This is a genomic window from Streptomyces sp. NBC_01264, assembly GCF_026340675.1.
Lineage (GTDB): Bacteria > Actinomycetota > Actinomycetes > Streptomycetales > Streptomycetaceae > Streptomyces.
Genome location: NZ_JAPEOX010000001.1, coordinates 509,842 through 527,922, shown reverse-complemented (window position 1 = coordinate 527,922; position 18,081 = coordinate 509,842). Strand labels below are relative to the sequence as shown.

General features: G+C 72.6%; 15 protein-coding genes and 1 pseudogene. 9 read left to right on the top strand and 7 right to left on the bottom strand.

Going from position 1 to position 18,081, the window contains the following annotated elements:
• Positions 1–2: 2 nt before the first annotated feature.
• The 5 genes from OG435_RS02385 to OG435_RS02365 form a co-directional block, all read right to left on the bottom strand.
• Positions 3–125 carry a hypothetical protein gene (locus OG435_RS02385; RefSeq protein ID WP_266875021.1) on the bottom strand — a complete coding sequence of 41 codons (123 nt, stop codon included), beginning with the start codon at positions 123–125 and terminating at the stop codon, positions 3–5.
• 80 nt (positions 126–205) lie between these two features.
• Complete coding sequence (locus OG435_RS02380) at positions 206–637, bottom strand: ATP-binding protein (protein ID WP_266875020.1); 432 nt, start codon at positions 635–637, stop codon at positions 206–208.
• Positions 638–822: 185 nt separating this feature from the next.
• A complete protein-coding gene (locus tag OG435_RS02375; RefSeq protein WP_266875019.1) occupies positions 823–1,779 on the bottom strand; it encodes a sensor histidine kinase in 957 nt (318 codons plus the stop codon).
• On the bottom strand, positions 1,776–2,174 hold the full coding sequence (locus OG435_RS02370; protein ID WP_266875018.1) for an STAS domain-containing protein: 399 nt from the start codon (positions 2,172–2,174) through the stop codon (positions 1,776–1,778). The genes OG435_RS02375 and OG435_RS02370 overlap by 4 nt, the downstream gene beginning before the upstream one ends.
• Before the next feature lie 9 nt (positions 2,175–2,183).
• Positions 2,184–3,080 (bottom strand): SigB/SigF/SigG family RNA polymerase sigma factor, encoded by an 897-nt coding sequence (locus OG435_RS02365; RefSeq protein ID WP_266875017.1) that lies wholly within the window; start codon positions 3,078–3,080, stop codon positions 2,184–2,186.
• A 243-nt stretch (positions 3,081–3,323) separates the two neighbouring features.
• Between OG435_RS02365 and OG435_RS02360 the strand changes: the two genes are divergently transcribed.
• Positions 3,324–3,668 (top strand): STAS domain-containing protein, encoded by a 345-nt coding sequence (locus OG435_RS02360; protein ID WP_266875016.1) that lies wholly within the window; start codon positions 3,324–3,326, stop codon positions 3,666–3,668.
• A gap of 30 nt (positions 3,669–3,698) precedes the next feature.
• Here OG435_RS02360 and OG435_RS02355 read toward each other — a convergent pair whose 3' ends face one another.
• Entirely contained in the window at positions 3,699–4,199 is a 501-nt protein-coding gene (locus OG435_RS02355) for an ATP-binding protein (RefSeq protein WP_266881503.1), read from the bottom strand.
• 341 nt (positions 4,200–4,540) lie between these two features.
• Here OG435_RS02355 and OG435_RS02350 point away from each other — a divergent pair, with 341 nt between their 5' ends.
• From OG435_RS02350 to OG435_RS02335, 4 genes are all read left to right on the top strand, one after another.
• Entirely contained in the window at positions 4,541–8,566 is a 4,026-nt protein-coding gene (locus OG435_RS02350; RefSeq protein ID WP_266875015.1) for a HAMP domain-containing protein, read from the top strand.
• Positions 8,563–11,091, top strand: coding sequence for a SpoIIE family protein phosphatase (locus OG435_RS02345; protein ID WP_266875014.1), 2,529 nt, complete (start codon positions 8,563–8,565; stop codon positions 11,089–11,091). Before OG435_RS02350 ends, OG435_RS02345 begins: the two co-directional genes overlap by 4 nt.
• Positions 11,092–11,184: 93 nt before the next feature.
• Entirely contained in the window at positions 11,185–11,982 is a 798-nt protein-coding gene (locus OG435_RS02340) for an N-formylglutamate amidohydrolase (protein WP_266875013.1), read from the top strand.
• Between the two features lie 159 nt (positions 11,983–12,141).
• On the top strand, positions 12,142–12,846 hold the full coding sequence (locus tag OG435_RS02335) for an intradiol ring-cleavage dioxygenase (protein ID WP_266875012.1): 705 nt from the start codon (positions 12,142–12,144) through the stop codon (positions 12,844–12,846).
• A 31-nt stretch (positions 12,847–12,877) separates the two neighbouring features.
• Here OG435_RS02335 and OG435_RS02330 read toward each other — a convergent pair whose 3' ends face one another.
• Positions 12,878–13,531: a GNAT family N-acetyltransferase gene (locus OG435_RS02330; RefSeq protein ID WP_266875011.1), complete on the bottom strand. Its 654-nt coding sequence runs from the start codon at positions 13,529–13,531 to the stop codon at positions 12,878–12,880.
• A gap of 162 nt (positions 13,532–13,693) precedes the next feature.
• Here OG435_RS02330 and OG435_RS02325 point away from each other — a divergent pair, with 162 nt between their 5' ends.
• From OG435_RS02325 to OG435_RS02310, 4 genes and pseudogenes are all read left to right on the top strand, one after another.
• Positions 13,694–14,329: a TetR/AcrR family transcriptional regulator gene (locus tag OG435_RS02325; RefSeq protein WP_266875010.1), complete on the top strand. Its 636-nt coding sequence runs from the start codon at positions 13,694–13,696 to the stop codon at positions 14,327–14,329.
• A 111-nt stretch (positions 14,330–14,440) separates the two neighbouring features.
• Positions 14,441–16,051, top strand: a complete 1,611-nt coding sequence (locus tag OG435_RS02320) for an MFS transporter (RefSeq protein ID WP_266875009.1) — start codon at positions 14,441–14,443, stop codon at positions 16,049–16,051.
• A 67-nt stretch (positions 16,052–16,118) separates the two neighbouring features.
• Complete coding sequence (locus OG435_RS02315; protein ID WP_266875008.1) at positions 16,119–16,817, top strand: beta-glucanase; 699 nt, start codon at positions 16,119–16,121, stop codon at positions 16,815–16,817.
• Positions 16,818–16,966: 149 nt separating this feature from the next.
• Positions 16,967–18,053: pseudogene (locus tag OG435_RS02310) on the top strand (WD40/YVTN/BNR-like repeat-containing protein).
• The last annotated feature ends 28 nt before the right edge of the window (positions 18,054–18,081 follow it).

Sequence of the window (18,081 nt, the reverse complement as noted above, 5' to 3'; positions counted from 1 at the left end):
TCCTAGCGGTGCCGGGAGAGGGTGCGCACGAGCACGATCAGCGCGAAGGCGATGACGAGCAGGTGCACCCACGAGGGCCCGATCGCGGGGGCCAGGGACAGGGAGGTGAGCTGATGAGAGGTCATGTGGCGCTCCTGCCCCCGGCGGCCGGATCGACGCGCTCCCGCGGCGGGAGAGCCGAAGAGCGGACCCGGGGGTCGTCCGGTCAGCGCGCCGCGGGCCTGCCGGACACCAGGCGCTCGGCCTCGATCTCGGCCCAGACGGACTTGCCGTGCTCCTGTGGGTGCGTGCCCCAGCGGTCGGACAGCCGCTCCACGATGTGCAGACCGTGGCCGCCCGGCATGCCGCGCCGCGGGGCCGGATGGAGGAGGGGCAGGTCCGTCGTGCCGTCGCGCACTTCGATGCGCAGGGTTTCCCCGGCGGTCAGGACGAGTTCCCGGCAGCCGTCCGCGTGGAGGGAGGCGTTGGTCAGCAGCTCGGACACGAGGAGCAGGGCGTCCTCGGCTGTCTCCGTCCCGTCCCAGCCCCAGTCCCGCAGCGCCCGGCGCGTGAAGTCGCGCCCCTTGGCCACCGCGCCCCCGACGCCCGTCAGGGCGAGGCGACGCCGCTGGCCTCCGCCGGGAAGGCCGGCGCTCACTGGATCTCCCGTTTCCGGTCCGATGGTCTCCACCGTGCTCTCGCACCCCCGTGCCGACGCTGCTCTGCTCGCTGTTCCCGGGAGACCGCCCGCCGAGATCGTGGTCGGTGTCCGGGACTGTCCGTATGCCCCCGAGCGGTCCGGGAACACCCGGACCCGTCCCCGAGTGTAGGTGACCTCCCCTGTCAGGGCGTTGCCATGTGGAGCCGCAGCGTGAAGCCGTCGGCTGTGGCCCGGACCTCGACCAGATCGCAGAGCTGGTGGATCATCCACAGTCCGCGGCCCCCGTCGGCCGAGGCCAGAGAGGGCCGGCGGCGCCCCGCGAGGGGGTCGGCCAGGCGGCCCGCGTCGTGGATCTCGGCGACGACGCCCGCACCGGGCCCGCCGGTGGTCCACAGGCGCAGCGTGCCCTTGCCTCCCCCGTGGGACAGGGAGTTGGCCGAGGCCTCGCTGATGGCCAGGACCAGGTCGCCGCGCCGCGCCGGGGTCAGGGCGGTCCCGCGGGCCCAGGCTTCGGCGTGCTCGCGCACCTCGGCCAGTCCACCGTGGGAGTACACGAACCGGACCGCCCCGCCCTCGGGCTCGGGCAGCGGCAGGTCGCAGTCCGCCGAGACCCGTGCGGCGTCGGTGTACGCCGGGCTCGGCAGCTCCCTGCCGCCCTCGATGAGGGTGGGGTGCGTGCGCCGGGCGTCGGACAGCACCTCGGGCGCCAGCCCCCGTACGTCGTACGGGCACAGGACCGTGGCGGGCCGGCCGGCGAAGGCCGTGTTGATCAGGGCCTCGTGCCGGGTGGCCTCCAGGACCTCGGCGGGGGAGCGGCCGGGCCAGATCGGCTCTCCGACGATCCGGGCCGGCCGGCTCACGTGCAGGTCCGCGAAATCCTGCAGGGCGGCCAGGATGCGGCCGGGGTTGCGGCCCAGCTCCGTCATGTCCGTCCACGTGACGCCGTCGGCGCTCCCGCCGAGGCTCTCGCGCAGGGCGTCCAGGCGCGGGCCCGGTACGGCGACCAGGACCGGTTCACCGGCCGACACGGCGGCGCGTACGAAGTCGCCCACGCCGGCCACGTACCCGTCGAAGTCCTGGTAGAAGAGGGCGGGATGGACGAAGGCCCCGGGCCCGGCGGGCTCAGGAACAGTGATCATGCTGCGACCTCCAGCGCGGCGCATTCGTCCGGGAACATCTCCACGACCTTGCGGAGAGAGTACGGCGGGTCGTGGAGCAGCAGACGCCGCCCCTGACCGCCGAGAGCGGCCGACGCCCGTACGAGGGCGGCGACCGCGGCCGCGTCCAGGAAGATCACGGCGGACAGGTCGAGGTGGACGACGGGGCCGGGAATCGCGGTCACGACACCGAGGGCGGCGGACAGGCACTGCCTGCTGTCGAGGTCGCAGCTGCCGCTCAGGCGCGCGCCCGGACGGTCCTGCCACGGCCGGGCGGTCAGCGGCGCCGACGCGCCCGCTGCCGCCTCCGAGGCCGCTGACGGGCCCGCTGACGCCGACGCGTCGGCACGCGCTTCCGCGCCGGATGAGGAGTTCACGGTACTTTCCTACACGGCCAGCATGCCGGTGCGCAGCCGTGCGAGGGTTCGGGTGAGTATGCGGGAGACCTGCATCTGGGAGACGCCGAGTGCGGCGCCGATCTCGGCTTGGGTCTTTTCCTGTCCGAAGCGCAGTTGCAGGACGAGTCGTTCGCGTTCGTCGAGTTGTTCGAGGAGGGGGGCCAGGGTGTGGAAGTCCTCGAAGAGTTCCATGCCGGGGTCCAGGGCGCCGTGGCGTTCGGCCATGGGGCGGGCGGTGCGGCCGGTGGTGGGGGAGGTGTCGCCGTCGGTGGTGGTGGCGTCGAGGGAGCTGCTGGTGTAGCCGTTGGCGGCCACGAGTCCTTCGATGACCTCGTCCTCGGTCAGTTCGAGGTGGTGGGCGACTTCCTTGACGGTGGGCGCCCTGCCGAGTTCGTCGCTGAGGGCGTCCTGGGTCTTGGCGAGTTCGGTGCGCAGTTCCTGGAGGCGGCGCGGTACGTGGACGGCCCAGGTGGTGTCGCGGAAGTGGCGTTTGATCTCGCCGGTGATGTAGGGCAGGGCGAGGGTGGAGAATTCGACTTCGCGTTCGGTGTCGTAGCGGTCGATGGCTTTGATCAGGCCGATGGTTCCGACCTGGATGATGTCGTCCATGTCGAGGCCGCCGCCGGCCACGCGGGCGCGGAAGCGGCGTGCGGCGAACTGGACGAGGGACAGGTTCATTTCGATGAGGGTGTTGCGCGTGTACTGGTACTCGCGCGTCCCCTCTTCCAGGGTGCGCAGCCTGGCGAAGAAGAGCCGTGAGAGTTCCCGGGCGTCCGCGGGTGCCATCTCCCGTGCGTTCTCGACCTGGAACAGGTCCGCGTCCTGCGCGGGCGCTCCCGCGGACTCCTCGTCACATGACGGTACGGACGCGTCTGTTGCGCGCATGGGGCCTACAACGGTGGCCGAGCGGTTCATGGTGGCCGCTCCCTCCCGATTGACTGACGGCTGCCGGGAGCGCTTCTGCCCCGTCTTCGCGGGTCTACACACCTCGAGGGCACAGGAGTTCCGCCCCGAGGCGCGCGGCGGCCGGGGTGAAGGGCGCCGACACCCGGGGGGAGGCGGCGCCGGAGCGATGAGCAGGCATACTCCCTGGGAAAGACGTACGGCAGACGATCCGGGGAGGCGGACATGACCGGAGCAGGGGACGGATACGGGCAGGGCGTGGTCGGGGACGGCTATCCGGCCGGGGCCGGCTGGGTGGTGGTGGCCCGGGGAGAGCTGGACCAGGACACCCTGGTTCCCTTGGAGGAGGCCCTTGTCGAGGCCGCGGGTCTGCATCCGCTGGTGGTTCTGGACGCCGGTTCCGTCACCTTCGGGGACTCCTCCTTCCTGAACCTGCTCCTGCGGCTGCACCGCCTGACGACCCTGCGCATCGCGGCTCCCGGCGAGCAGTTGCGCCGGCTGTTCGCCGTGACCGGGGCCGATACGGTCCTGTCCCTGCACGCGAGCGTGGACGCCGCCGTCAGTGCGTGAACCCGGCCGGCCGCCCGGGCGCCCCGCCGGTCATCCCGTCTCCGGATCCCCGGAAACGGGATGACGCCGCGGTGACGGTTGCCGCGCGCCCGGCTCCTGCGGGTGTGGCTCCTGCCCGTGCGGGTCCGGTCCGCCGCCGGGCCGGAAGCACGCGGTGATCGCCTTCCCGCCGTGGGACGCGTGGATGTCCAGGGAATCGGCCAATGTCGTGACGATCCCGAGCCCGCGCCCCGAGGTGGATTCCGCGCCCGCGTCGGGCTCACGGTGCGGGGGCAGCCGAGGATCGGCGTCCGCGACGCTCACGTGCAGGCAGCGGCCGTCCCAGGTCAGGACGAGGTGCGCGGTGCCGGCCGCGTGCAGGTGCGCGTTGGTGACGAGTTCGGAGACGCAGATCAGCACGGAGTACTCGGTGTCGGCCACCGAACCGCTCCACGGCAGCGACGCCAGGTGGCCCGCAGTCCACTCCCGCGCCGCCCGGACGCCCTCCGAGACGGGGAACGACCGGGCCCAGCCCACGGCCTTGACCGCCATCCGCTTCACCCCGTTTCCTCCGATGTGCGCGAGTGTCACCGTTTCGCCTACCCGGAACCTGCCGTCTCACCCCGGATCCATCCAAACCGCTGTGCCCCAGGGCGCGTTCGGGCGCTGCGTGGAAGGGATCCCGCCCGCCTCCCCTTCCCGCAGGCGGGATGCGCTGTCCCCGGTGTGATCGACCGTGCCTTATCGTCCCTTCGGCGGCGCTAGCCTTCACCCGACCGGTGGTGCGGCGCAGACGGAACCCCGCGGAGCGGGGCGCATCGGTGCGCCCCCGGGACCGGGGGTCCCTCGTTCCGTTCGCCGGAGTGTCGGTTTCGAGTGTGAGGTTGGGGCGGATGGCCGAGCGGGCTGGCACGGGTTCGGCGGGCGGGGTGCCCCCGCTCCCGGGTGAAGGCGGGATCAGCGAGGCGGAGCTGCGCAGGCTGCTCGCCGGGCTGACCGCCGTACGCGACGGGGACTTCCGTACCCGGCTGCCCGATGCGGCGGACGGGCTGCTCGGGGAGATCGCCACCGTCTTCAACGGGATGGTCAACCAGCTGTCCCTGTTCACCTCCGAGGTGACCAGGGTGGCCCGCGAGGTGGGCACCGAGGGGACCCTCGGCGGCCAGGCCGACGTGCCGGGAGTCGGCGGAGCCTGGCTGGACCTGACGGATTCGGTCAACTTCATGGCCGGAAACCTGACCGCCCAGGTGCGGTCCATCGCCCAGGTCGCGACCGCGGTGGCCAAGGGCGACCTCTCACAGAAGATCACCGTCACCGCGCGCGGCGAGATCCTGGAGCTGAAGGAGACCATCAACACGATGGTCGACCAGCTCTCCGGATTCGCCGGCGAGGTCACCCGCGTGGCCCGCGAGGTCGGAACCGAGGGCAGGCTCGGCGGCCAGGCGGACGTCCAGGGCGTCTCCGGCACGTGGAAGGACCTGACGGAGTCGGTCAACGTCATGGCCGACAACCTGACCGCCCAGGTGCGCTCCATCGCCGAGGTCACCACCGCCGTGGCCCAGGGCGACCTGACCCAGAAGATCCGGGTGGACGCGCGCGGGGAGATCCTGGAGCTGAAGGAGACCATCAACACGATGGTCGACCAGCTCTCCGCGTTCGCCGACGAGGTCACCCGCGTGGCCCGCGAGGTCGGGACCGAGGGCAACCTGGGCGGTCAGGCTACGGTCCGGGGCGTCTCCGGCACCTGGAAGGACCTCACCGACAACGTCAACGTCATGGCCTACAACCTGACCGGCCAGGTGCGTTCCATCGCCCAGGTGGCCACCGCCGTGGCCCGCGGCGACCTCTCGCAGAAGATCATGGTGGAGGCCAAGGGCGAGGTCGCCGCGCTGGCCGGGGTCATCAACACGATGGTCGACACCCTGTCTGCCTTCGCCGACGAGGTGACCCGGGTGGCCCGCGAAGTGGGCACGGAGGGCCGGCTCGGCGGCCAGGCGCAGGTGCCCAACGTGGCGGGCACCTGGAAGGACCTCACGGACAACGTCAACTCCATGGCCAACAACCTCACCGGCCAGGTCCGCAACATCGCCCTCGTCACGACGGCCGTCGCCAACGGCGACCTGTCCAAGAAGATCGACGTGGACGCCCGCGGCGAGATCCTGGAGCTGAAGACCACCATCAACACGATGGTCGACCAGCTGTCCGCCTTCGCCGCCGAGGTCACCCGCGTGGCCCGCGAGGTGGGCAGCGAGGGCCGGCTCGGCGGCCAGGCCGAGGTCGAGGGCGTCTCCGGCACCTGGAAGCGCCTGACGGAGAACGTCAACGAACTGGCCGGCAACCTGACCCGCCAGGTCCGGGCCATCGCCGAGGTGGCCAGCGCGGTCGCCGAGGGTGACCTGACCCGCTCGATCACGGTCGACGCCTCGGGCGAGGTCGCCGAACTCAAGGACAACATCAACTCCATGGTCGGCTCGCTCCGCGAGAGCACCCGGGCCAACCAGGAGCAGGACTGGCTCAAATCGAACCTGGCCCGCATCTCCGGCCTGATGCAGGGCCACCGGGACCTGGCCGCGGTCGCCGAACTCGTCATGGATGAGCTGACACCCCTGGTCGCCGCCCAGTACGGAGCCTTCTACCTCGCCGAGGACCGCCCCGGCGGCACCGTGCTCACCCTCGTCGGCTCCTACGGGCGCTCCGCCGCCGCGCAGGAGGCCGCCACCTTCGCCCTCGGGGAGTCCCTCGTCGGCCAGGCGGCCCGCAGCCGCCGGATCATCGCCACCGACCAGGTCCCCGGCGGCTACGTCATTTCCTCCGGGCTGGGCCACACCACCCCGGGCAGCCTGATCATCCTGCCGATCGTGGTGGACGACCAGATCCTCGGCGTGATCGAGCTGGCCTCCTTCTCCGCCTTCAACCCCGTGCACCGCGACTTCCTGGCCCAGCTGATGGAGGCCATCGGCGCCAACGTCAACACGATCGTGGCCAACGCCCGCACCGACGAGCTCCTCGGCGAGTCCCAGCGCCTCACAGGAGAGCTCCAGGCCCGCTCGGAGGAACTCCAGGTCCAGCAGGAGGAACTCCAGCGCTCCAACGCGGAGCTGGAGGAGAAGGCCGCCCTCCTCGCCAGCCAGAACAGCGACATCGAGGCCAAGAACCTGGAGATCGAGCAGGCCCGGCAGGAACTGGAGACCCGCGCGCAGCAGCTGTCCCTGGCCTCCACCTACAAGTCCGAGTTCCTGGCCAACATGAGCCACGAGCTGCGCACCCCGCTCAACAGCCTCCTGATCCTGGCCCAGTTGCTCGCCCAGAACCCCGCGCGCAACCTCACCCCCAAGCAGGTCGAGTACGCCGGCATCATCCACTCGGCCGGCTCGGACCTCCTCCAGCTGATCAACGACATCCTCGACCTGTCGAAGGTCGAGGCCGGGAAGATGGACATCAACCCCGAGCGGGTGCACCTGCCCCAGCTCCTGGAGTACGTCGACGCCACCTTCCGGCCGATGACCACGCAGAAGAGCCTCGACTTCACCGTCACCACGGCGCCCGGCGCCCCCGACGACCTGCTCACCGACGACTCGCGCCTGCGCCAGATCTTGCGGAACCTCCTGTCGAACGCCGTGAAGTTCACCGAGCGCGGAGGCGTCGAGCTCCGCATCGAGCCGGCCGCGGCCCCCGAAATCCCCTCGGGCCTCACCCGGCGCGGTCCGATGCTGGCCTTCCGGGTGCGCGACACGGGCATCGGCATCCCCGAACAGCAACTGGAGTCGGTCTTCGGGGCCTTCCAGCAGGCCGACGGCACCACGAGCCGCAAGTACGGCGGCACCGGCCTCGGGCTCTCCATCAGCCGCGAGATCGCCCAGCTCCTCGGCGGCGCCGTCACCGCGGAGAGCGCCCCCGGCCAGGGCAGCACCTTCACCCTCTACCTGCCGGTCAGCCGTGCGGACTACGAGTCCGCGTCCTACGCCGAGACCCCCCTGGCGCTCCCGCCCGGGACCTCGCACCGTACGGCCGCGGGCCAGGGCGGCCGTACGGGCCAGCCCGTACTCCCGGACCAGCGGCGGCCCCGGCGCCTGCTGGTGATCGAGGAGCGGACCAACGGCCTGCTGTCCCTCGTCGCCGAGAGCGCCGAACGGGACTTCGCCCCCGACCACCTGTCGGCGGGGGAGCGGGGCGGCATTCACGTGGTCAACGCCACGAGTTCGCGCGAGGCCGCCGCCGCCCTGGCGGCGCACTCCTTCCACTGCGTCGTCATGGAACTGGACCTGCCCAACGGCGAAGCGCTCCGCTTCCTCGACGCCCTCGACGGGGACCCGGCCCTCGCCTCCCTCCCCGTCCTCGCCCACAACAACCCGCGGGTGCGGACCGGCCAGGAGGAGGCCCTGCGCCGGCGGCCCGCGTCACGCCGCTTGGAACTGCTCTCCAGCCTAGACGAGCTGCGCGAACGCATCGCGCTCCACCTGTCCGCCGAACAGCCCGGGGACGTCCTGCCCCTGGTGCACGGCGACGCGCGGCACCGTCACGCCGATCACGTACCCGGGAGCGACCTGGCCGGACGCACCGTCCTCGTCGTCGACGACGACGCCCGCAACCTCTTCGCGCTCAGCGGGGTCCTGGAACTGCACGGCATGCGCGTGCTCCACGCCGAGGACGGCCGCAAGGGCATCGACGCGCTCGTCCGCAACGCCGACGTGGACATCGTCCTGATGGACGTGATGATGCCCGAACTGGACGGCTACGCCGCGACCGCCGAGATCCGGCGGATGCCGCAGTACGCGGACCTGCCCATCATCGCGGTCACGGCCAAGGCCATGCCCGGGGACCGGGAGAAGAGCCTCGCCGCGGGTTCCAGCGACTACGTGACCAAGCCGGTGGACGCCGACGACCTCATCGCCCGCATCCGGCGCCGGCTCACCCGATGACCGGCGACACGCGCCGGCACGACGACGCCCGGCGGCACGACGACGCACGCCGGGGAGACGACGCGCACCGGTACGACGACGCGCGCCGGCCGGGACCACCGGCCGGCGACCGTTCCGCGGCTGCCGTCCCGCACCAGGCCCCGACGCCCTTGGGCCGCCTCGTCGCCACCGTGGAACGGCTGCGCCGCGAGGTGCTGGAGGCACAAGCGGCCGCCGACGGGCGGGCCCTGGTCGAACTGGCCAAGGGCATCCTGATCGGGCAGCTGCACTGCACCCCGGCCGCGGCGGCCCGCCAGCTCGACGTGCTGTGCCGTGAGAGCGGGATGTCCCCCCTCGAACTCGCCGCCGACATCGTCAACCAGGCCTCCCGCGACAACGTCAGCGAGATCGCCGCCGAGTTCGTCGAACGCACGGGCGCGGGCACGGGCTCCGGCTCGGGTACGGGTACGAGCGCGGGCCCAGCGGTGCGCGGCGGCGACCCGGCCGATCGGCCGTCCACGGTGGCGGTGCGCCTGCGCACCGCCGAGAGCGGGGTGCTCGCCGTCGCCGCCGACACCCAGGCGGTCGCCGAGTCCCTCCTGACGAACGCCCTGGGCCCCCTGGGAGCGGTGGCGGTGGCCGTGTGGGCCGCCGAGCCCGACGGTTCGCTGGCCCTCGCCGGCCACGCAGGGTTCCCGCCCAGGGAGGCGGCCCGCTGGCGGCACGTCCCCCCGGGCGTCTCCACCGTCGCCCGCCTCGCCCTGGGGGAACGCCGGCTGGTCACCCTCACCGACATGGACTGGGAGGGGCTCCCCTCCGTGGGCCGCGCCGAGTGGCCCGACGGCGGGCGCATCGCGGTGCCCACGGGAACGGGCGGACGGATCCAGGGCGTCCTGGAGATCTGCTGGCCGCAGCCCCTGGAGCCGCAGGCACCCCAGATCGAACGCCAGGTCGAGGCCCTCGCCGAGCTGTGTGCCCGCACGATGGACGCCGCGCCCCCGCACGACCCCGCGGCCGCCGACGCGGTCCTCCCCGACGTCGCCGAGCTCATCGACCTCGCCGAGGGGCTCCAGGACCCGGCCGTGGTCCTCACCCCCGTCCTCGACTCCGACGGCCGGCTCGCCGACTTCCGGATCCGGCACACCGGCAGCCGTTTCGTCGACCCGGTGGGACGCCCGCGCGGCGACGTCAACGGCGCCCTGCTGCTGGAGGCCTACCCCCTGGCCGCCGGCGAGAGCGGGCTCTTCGACATCATCGAGCGCGTCCACGCGACGGGCGAGCCCTTCCGCGCCGAACGCATGAGCCTGACCGCGCTCGTCGACCAGATCCCGCTCACCTCGGTCGCGAACATCAGCGTCAGCCGCCACGGCTCGGCCGTCCTGCTGATCTGGCGGATCCAGGACGAGACGGCCCGCCTGGCCAACCTCCTCCAGCACGCCCAGCGACTGGGCCGGATCGGAGGTTTCGAGGAGAACCTCGTTACCGGCGAGACCACCTGGAACGCCCAGCTCTACGACCTCCACGGACTCCCGCCCACGGCGCCCCCGGTCCCGCTGCGGGAACTCCCCGGCTACACGCACCCCGACGACTCCGCGGCCGTCGGACGCTTCCTGCGCGCGGTCCTGCGCCTGCGCCGCTCCGCCTCCGTCAACTTCCGCCTGCGCAGACCCGACGGAATCACCCGGCACATCCGGGTCGTCGCCGAGCCGGTCCTCGACGCGGACCAGCGGCTGCACACCGTGCGCGGTGCCTACCAGGACATCTCCGCCCAGCACTGGACCGAGGTCGCCCTGGCCGCGACCAGGGACCAACTCGCCCACACCGAGGCCGAGTCCGCCGAGCGGACTCGGCTGGCCCTCCAGCTCCAGCACGCCATCATGCCCCCCACCCCGCCGGCCATCGAGGCCCCGGGCCTGCGCGTCGCGGTCCGCTACCGGCCCGCGGAGATCGAGGCGCTCGTCGGCGGAGACTGGTACGACACCGTCGTCCTGCCCTCCGGGCTGATCATGCTGTCAGTGGGCGACGTCGCGGGGCACGGCATCGAGGCGGCCACCGGCATGGTCGTCCTGCGCAACGCCCTGCGCGGCCTCGCCGTCACCGGGGCGGGCCCCGCGCAGTTGCTGTCCTGGCTCAACACAGTCACCCACAACCTGGCCAAGCACGTGACGGCCACCGCCGTCTGCGGCCTCTTCGACCCGCGCACGCGGGTGATGCGCTGGGCCCGCGCGGGCCACCTGCCCCCCGTACTCGTCCGCGGCGGGGAGGCGGAGGCCTTCCCGCTCATCGAGGGGCTGCTCCTCGGTGCCCTGCCCGACGTCACCTACGTCGAGCGGGAGGTGCAGCTCGAACCGGACGACACGCTCCTGATGTACACGGACGGGCTGGTGGAGCGCCGGGACTCCTCGGTACAGGAGTCGCTCGGCCACCTCGTGCACGCGGCGGCCACCGCCGCCGGGGACCTGGACGGCCAACTGGACCGGCTCCTGGCCGAGAGCCGCTCCGACACGGACGACGACACGTGCGTGATCGGCATCCGGGTCGGCTGACGGCCCCGGCCCGTGCGGTCGATCGACCCGACCGACCGACCGACCGACCAGCCAACCGGCCTGCCGGCCGACCCATCGACCGAGGAGGCGCACGTGAACGACCGATCCGAGTCCTTCGAGATCCTCCCCGGCGCCGGTGCGTCGCCGGTGATCCTGCACGTGCCGCACTCCTCGCGCGTCGTACCGGAGTCCGCCCGCGAGGGGATCCACCTGTCGGATCCGGAGCTCGACCGGGAACTCGACCACATCACCGACGCGCACACCGCCGAGATCGCCGCGGCGGCCTCGGCCGCCTGCGCCGTCACGCCGTGGCGGTTCGTGAACGGTCTGTCCCGGCTGGTCGTCGACCCCGAGCGGTTCCCCGACGAGCGCGAGGAGATGACCGCCGTGGGCATGGGGGCGGTGTACACGCACTCCACCCACCGGGAGCGCCTGCGCCCCGAGGGCTTCGACGTCCGGCCGTTGCTCGACCGCTACTTCCACCCGTACGCGGACGCGATGACGCGGGCCGTGGAGGACCGGCTGGAGGCCGCCGGACGAGCCGTGATCATCGACGTGCACTCGTACCCGACGGAGCCCCTCCCGTACGAACTCCACGGCGCCGGCCACCGGCCGCCGATCTGCCTGGGTACGGACGCCTTCCACACCCCGGCCGCCCTCCTGGCCGCCGCCGAGAGGGCGTTCGCGGGCTTCGGAGGCACCGGGCTCGACAGCCCCTTCGCCGGGACGTACGTGCCTCTGAAGTACTACGGCAAGGACGACCGGGTCGGCGCGCTGATGGTGGAGATCCGCCGGGACACCTACATGGCGGAGCCCGGCGGCTCCGCCGGCCCGGGCCTCGCCGCGCTGGCGGCGGCCCTGACGGAACTCGTGGACGATCTGCTCCCGTGACGCGGACCCGCCGCGCGTGCGGTGGGAAGCGGGCCGGGAGGGGGATCGCGGGGCCCCGAAGCGTGTCGGTCCCGGGCCCGGGCCCATGCCGTCAGGCACGGTGGGCGCGGCCGGTGGGCACCGGCCATGACGGCCGCACCGGCGCGCGAAGGGGGCCGTATGACGGAGAACGGCAGCTCCCGGACCAGCCGCCGCACACTCCTGCTGGCCGCCGGATCGGCCGGAGCCGCCGCACTGGCGGCGGGCTGCTCGGGACAGGCCTCCACCCGGGGCGCGGCGGGCCGGCCCCAGGACCCCGCGTCCCCGGCCCCGACGGGACCGTCCGCCCCGGCGTGCGTGCTGACCACGAAGGCGGGCGAGGGACCGTACTACCTCGACCTGGACCGGGTCCGGTCCGACATCGCGGAAGGACGGGCCGGCGTGCCGTTCCGTCTGGACCTGACGGTGCTCCGGGTCTCGGCCGGCTGCCGTCCGGTCCCCGGGGCCGCGGTGGACATCTGGCACGCGGATCCCTCGGGCACCTACTCCACCGGCAAGGACACCTTCCTGCGCGGCACCCAGCTGACGGACGCCGCCGGGCGGTGCACCTTCCGCACCATCGTGCCGGGCTGGTACCGGGGGTTGGCGCCGCACATCCACTTCAAGGTCCGCCCCGACCGGCACACCGAGACGACCTCGCAGTTCTTCTTCCCCGAGGAACTCCTGGTGCGCGTGTACGCGCTCCAGCCCTACGCCCGCCGCAAGGCCCCGGACCACCCCAACACCCGCGACGGCCGCTACCGGGACTCGGGCGCCGCGATGACCCTGGCGCCCGTACCGGACGCGGCCGGCCACAGGGCGGCGTACACCGTGGGCATCGCCTGACCCCTCGTTCCCGCGAGCTCGCCGGGTCGGCTCAGGCGGCCGAGTCCGAGGGCTCGTACCAGAGGCTCGTCATCGGAGCGTGCGTGATCCAGCCCAGCGAGTCGTAGAGCGCCTGACCCTCGGGCGTGCCGACCAGGAGGCCGGTCCGCGCGCCCGTCTCGTACGCGATGCTCTGCAACGTGCGCATCACCAGGCCGCCGAGGCCCTTGCGGCGGTGCTCGACGGCGGTCTCGACCTGGTCGACGACGGCGTACGAACCGGCATGGGCGATCTGTCCACGGGCGGCGAAGTGTCCCTCGGGCGTGCGGACCAGCACACGGCTGACACCGCCCCGGGTCCAGTGGGTGAGCGTGTAGCCGGCCGGCACCTCGGGGCGCGCCGCCGCGAGAGGACAGGTCATCAGGAATCCGGCGACATCGTTCCGCCAGCCCGGTCCGACCCAGGGCAGGACCACCTCCTCCTCGGCGAACACCTTCAGCCAGGTCCCCGGCGCACTCGTCGCGGCGACGATCTTGCGCACATCGGCCTCGCAGGGCTCCGGCAGCACGTGCCGGGCCACGTGCTTGGCCTGCCCCACGTCGATCGTCCACCCCCACGGCTCGTCGATCGGGTCCGAGCTGCCGCGGGAGACGATCCAACCGTTGATCCACATCCGTACGAGCTCGTTGATCCTGGTGTCCGGCATTGCCGCGCGTCCTCCTGTTGAGTAATAGGTGCTTGTTGAGAATGAACCTTACAAAGGAGGGGTGGGGATTCGCCAGGGGGGCAGGCATTCGCCGCGCACCGTCCCCCCACCGAGTGGACTCCTGATGCTTCCATCAAATGTGGTAGCGACTAGAGTCGACGCATGCAGCCGTCGTCTCCTGAGCCCGCCAACCGCTTCGAACGCCGCCGGGCCCAGACCCGTAGTGCCCTCATCGGGGCCGCCCGCGCCATCCTCGCCGAGCGGGGCAACACCGAGGTGAGCATCCAGGTCATCGCCGAACGCGCGGATGTGGGCTTCGGCTCCTTCTACAACCACTTCGAGACCAAGGACGCCCTCTTCGACGCGGCGGTCGCCGACGCGCTGGAGGAGTACGGGCAGCTGCTGGACGCCGCTACGGGGTCGATCGACGATCCCGCCGAGACCTTCGCGACCAGCGTCCGGCTCGCCCTGCGGCTGGCGGCGAGCCATCCGGAGATGACCGGCGTCCTCCGCTTCCGGGGCCTGCAGCACGTGCACGGCGGGACGGGCTTCGCCCCGCGCGCCCTGCGGGACCTGGAGGTCGGCAGGGCGTCCGGCCGGTTCAGCGTCGCCGACGCGCAGGTCGCGCTCAGCGCCGTCGGCGGGGCCCTGCTCGGGATGGTCCAGCTGGGGGCCACCACCGACCTCGACGAGGCGGCGGGGGAGCAGACCGCCGAGATGATCCTGCGCATGCTCGGCGTGCCCGCCGACGAGGCCCGCGAACTGTCGACCCGGCCCCTGCCGGACCTGGGGGAGTAGCCGAGACCGGTCGGTACGTCGAGCGGGTGGGGCGGTCTCCACCCGCTCCTTTCGCTCCCCGATGTGATGGATGAATCGTGACTGATGAAATCCTCAGTTACGATGAATCCCATGAAGCCCGCAACCGGGGACACCCCCCTCCGAGTGGGCCGCGCCGGCCCCCGTGGCGTTCTCTTCGCCATGTGCCTGTCGCTGGTCCTGGTCGTCGCGTCGGTCTCCGCGCTCAATCTGGCCCTGCCGGACCTCGCCGTGGACCTCGACGCCTCGAACTCCTCACTGACCTGGATAGCCGACGGTTACACCGTCGCCCTGGCCGCTCTGGTCCTGCCCCTGGGGGCGCTCGGTGACCTGTTCGGCCGCCGCAGGATGCTGATCCTCGGCAACCTGGTGTTCGGGGCGGCGGCCCTGTGCGCCGCCTTCGCCGACTCCACCACCCACCTGATCGTCTGGCGTGTCCTGATGGGCGTCGGCGCGGCCATGATCATGCCCGGCACCCTGGCCACGATCACCTCTGTCTTCCCCGCCGACAAGAAGGACCGCGGCGTGGCCACCTGGTCGGGGTTCGCCGCCGCCGGCGCCATCATCGGCATGCTGGTCGCCGGCGCCCTCCTGGAGCAGTGGACCTGGAAGTCGATCTTCGTCGTCAGTGCCGCCACCTCGCTGGTCTGCGCCCTGGCGGCACTGTTCCTGGCGCCGGAGACCAGGAGCTCCCGGCCCGAGCCCTTCGACCGGGGCGGCTCCCTCACCACCGCGCTCATGGTGGGAACCCTCGTCTACGGGATCATCGAGGGCAGCGACCGCGGCTGGACGCGGCCCGAAACCCTCATCGCCTTCGGTGTCTCGGCGCTCGCCCTGGCCGGCTACATCGCCCTCGGGCTGCGCAACCGCCACCCGATCCTCGACCCGCGCCTGTTCCTCCTGCGCGGTTTCCGCGCCGGCACGATCGCGATCACGACCCAGTTCATGGCCGTCTTCGGGTTCTTCTTCGTCGGCCTGCAGTTCCTCCAGCTCGTCCTCGGCTACAGCCCCCTCAGGAGCGCCGTCGCCCTCGTCCCGGTCGCGGCCGTGGTCCTGCCCGCCTCGCAGATCACGCCCCGGCTGGTCCAGCGGCTCGGCTACAAGGCCGTACTGCCCGCGGGGCTGCTGTGCCTGGCCGGCGGCATGTTCTGGCTGACCCTCCTGGACGCCGACAGCGGCTACTCCGCCTTCCTCGTCGCCCTCGTCGTCGCGGGCGCCGGCATCGGCCTGATCGGCTCCGCCGGTACCAGCTCGATCGTCGACGCCCTCGGTCCCGACCGCCAGGGCGTGGCCTCCGCCATGAACGACACCGCCCGCGAGGTCGGCTCCGCCGTCGGCATAGCCATCATGGGCTCGGTCTTCTCCTCCCGCTACCGCTCCGCACTCCCCGACACCCTCCGCCAACTCCCCGCCGAGGCCGCCGAAACGGTGCGCCACTCCGCCGCCGGAGGGCTCGAGGTCGCCTCCCGCCTCGGCGAGCGCGGGCTGGGGCTCGCCGACGGGGTGCGCGACGCCTTCATGGGCGGTTTCACCGGCGCCATGAGCGTCGTGGCCGTGATCCTGGCCGTGGCCGCCGTCGCCTGCCTGGTCTTCGCCCCGGCCCGCCCGCGGAGCAGCGCGGGGCCGGAGGAGGGGACGCTGAAGGGAGAGGACGCTGCGGCAGACCCCGTACAGGACACGCCGGAACGGAGAGTGTCGACTTAGTAGCCATAAGTGACGATCCGGGTGTGCGGGGACTCCTGGCGGGCAGATATCCGCCATGCTCTCGGACATGATCGAGCGGCTGCGGAACCTGCCGCGCCCGCGCCGCACCCCCGTCTTCACCGCTGACTTCACCTCTCCTGCCCAGTGGATCGCCGGCCGCTCGTGGGCGTATCCCGACGGCGGCCCGGTCAACCCGGGCGACAACAAACTGGACCACCTCACCGAAGACCCCTCCTACAGCCGCGCCGGGACCTTCCGGGCGACACCGCGTCCCGACGGGAACTGGGACAGCGGGCTGCTCACCACCGAGGGCAGTGACGAGGGCTTCGAGGTGCGCACCGGAGACGTGCTGGAGGCCCGGGTGAAGCTGCCGGTGGAGATCGGGGCCTGGCCCGCCATCTGGACCTGGCGCGACGGAGGCCAGGAAATCGACGTCTTCGAGTACCACCCCGACAACCCGGACCTCCTCGAACTCTCCAACCATGTCCGGGAGGCACACCGTTACCACCGCGACCCGGCGGTCCGGCCCGGAGCCTGGATCGACCTGAAGGTCGAGTTCGGGAGGAGTTCGGTCGTCTGGTGGGTCAACGGCGACCGCGTCTTCAGCGACGGCAGGGGAGTCGGGCGCAGTTGGTCCGCCCACCTCATCGTCAACCTCTCCGTCTGCGCGGGCAGGTACCACCCGGCGCCGGAGCCAGGGGTCACCGAACTGTCCTACGAGGTCTCCCGGTTGCGGGTCCACCGCACCCGCCGAGGACTGCTCTGAACCGACAGCGCGACGGCCCCCGCGCCTACGTCTCCCGCGCCTACGTCTCCCGGCCGCGGGCGACGCGGCATCCGCAGCGGTTCCCGGGGCGGCCGGTGGCCGGGAAGCGCCCTGGACGGTGAATCCGGGGTGCGTTAGCTTCCGGCGCCATGAGACTTCTGGGAGTTGGCATGTGCGCCGCGGCTCTGCTGCTGGGGGTGGTGGCCGCCCCGGCGCAGGCCGCGGACGGGGCACGGGACCTGCGCGGTGCCCGCTGGGCGCTGAAGGAGACCGGCAAGGACGCCCGGTTCCGGGGACTGGCCGCCGTGAGCCGGTCCACGGCCTGGGTGGCCGGATCGAAGGGGACCGTGCTGCGCACCTCGGACGGCGGTCGCAGCTGGCGCGACGTCTCACCGCCCGGGGCGGTCGCGGAGGGACTCGAACTCCGGGACATCGAGGCCTTCGACGGGCGGCGCGCCGTGGCCCTGTCCATCGGTGAGGGGGAGGCCTCCAGGGTGCTGCGCACCGAGGACGGCGGCGCCACCTGGACGGAGACCTTCCGCAACCCCGACCCGCGGGCCTTCTACGACTGCCTCACCTTCTTCGACTCCCGCCACGGGCTGGCGATGAGCGACCCGGTGGACGGCAGGTTCCGCATCCTGTCCACGGATGACGGCGGCCGGAGCTGGCGCGTCCTGCCGAATGCCGGAATGCCGGACGCGCTGCCGGGCGAGGCGGGCTTCGCGGCGAGCGGCCAGTGCCTGGTGTCCGCCGGGCCGCGCGACGTGTGGCTGGCCACCGGCGGGGGCCCGGTCGCGCGGGTTCTGCACTCTGCGGACCGCGGCCTGACCTGGCAGGTCGCCGACTCCACCCTCCCCGCGGGTGACCCGGCGCGCGGGGTCTTCGCCCTCGCTTTCAGGGACCGTACGAGGGGCCTGGCGGTCGGCGGCGACTACCGCACCGGCCAGGCCTCCCCGCAGGCCGCGGCGGTGTCCTCGGACGCGGGCCGCACCTGGAGCCGGGCGTCGACCCCGCCGCCCGCCTACCCGTTCGGGCGCGGCCTGGTTCCCGTACGGCGCCGGCACCGCCCTGGCGGTGGGCCCGACGGGCACGGACGTGACCCGGGACGGCGGCCGCACCTGGCGGACGCTCGACCCGGGTTCGTTCGACACGGTCGCCTGCACGGCGGACGGCGGCTGCTGGGCGGCGGGGGAGAAGGGACGGGTCGGCCGTCTGGAGGGGGTGCGCAGGGGCTGACCGGCGGCACCCGTGGCCGGGGGTACCC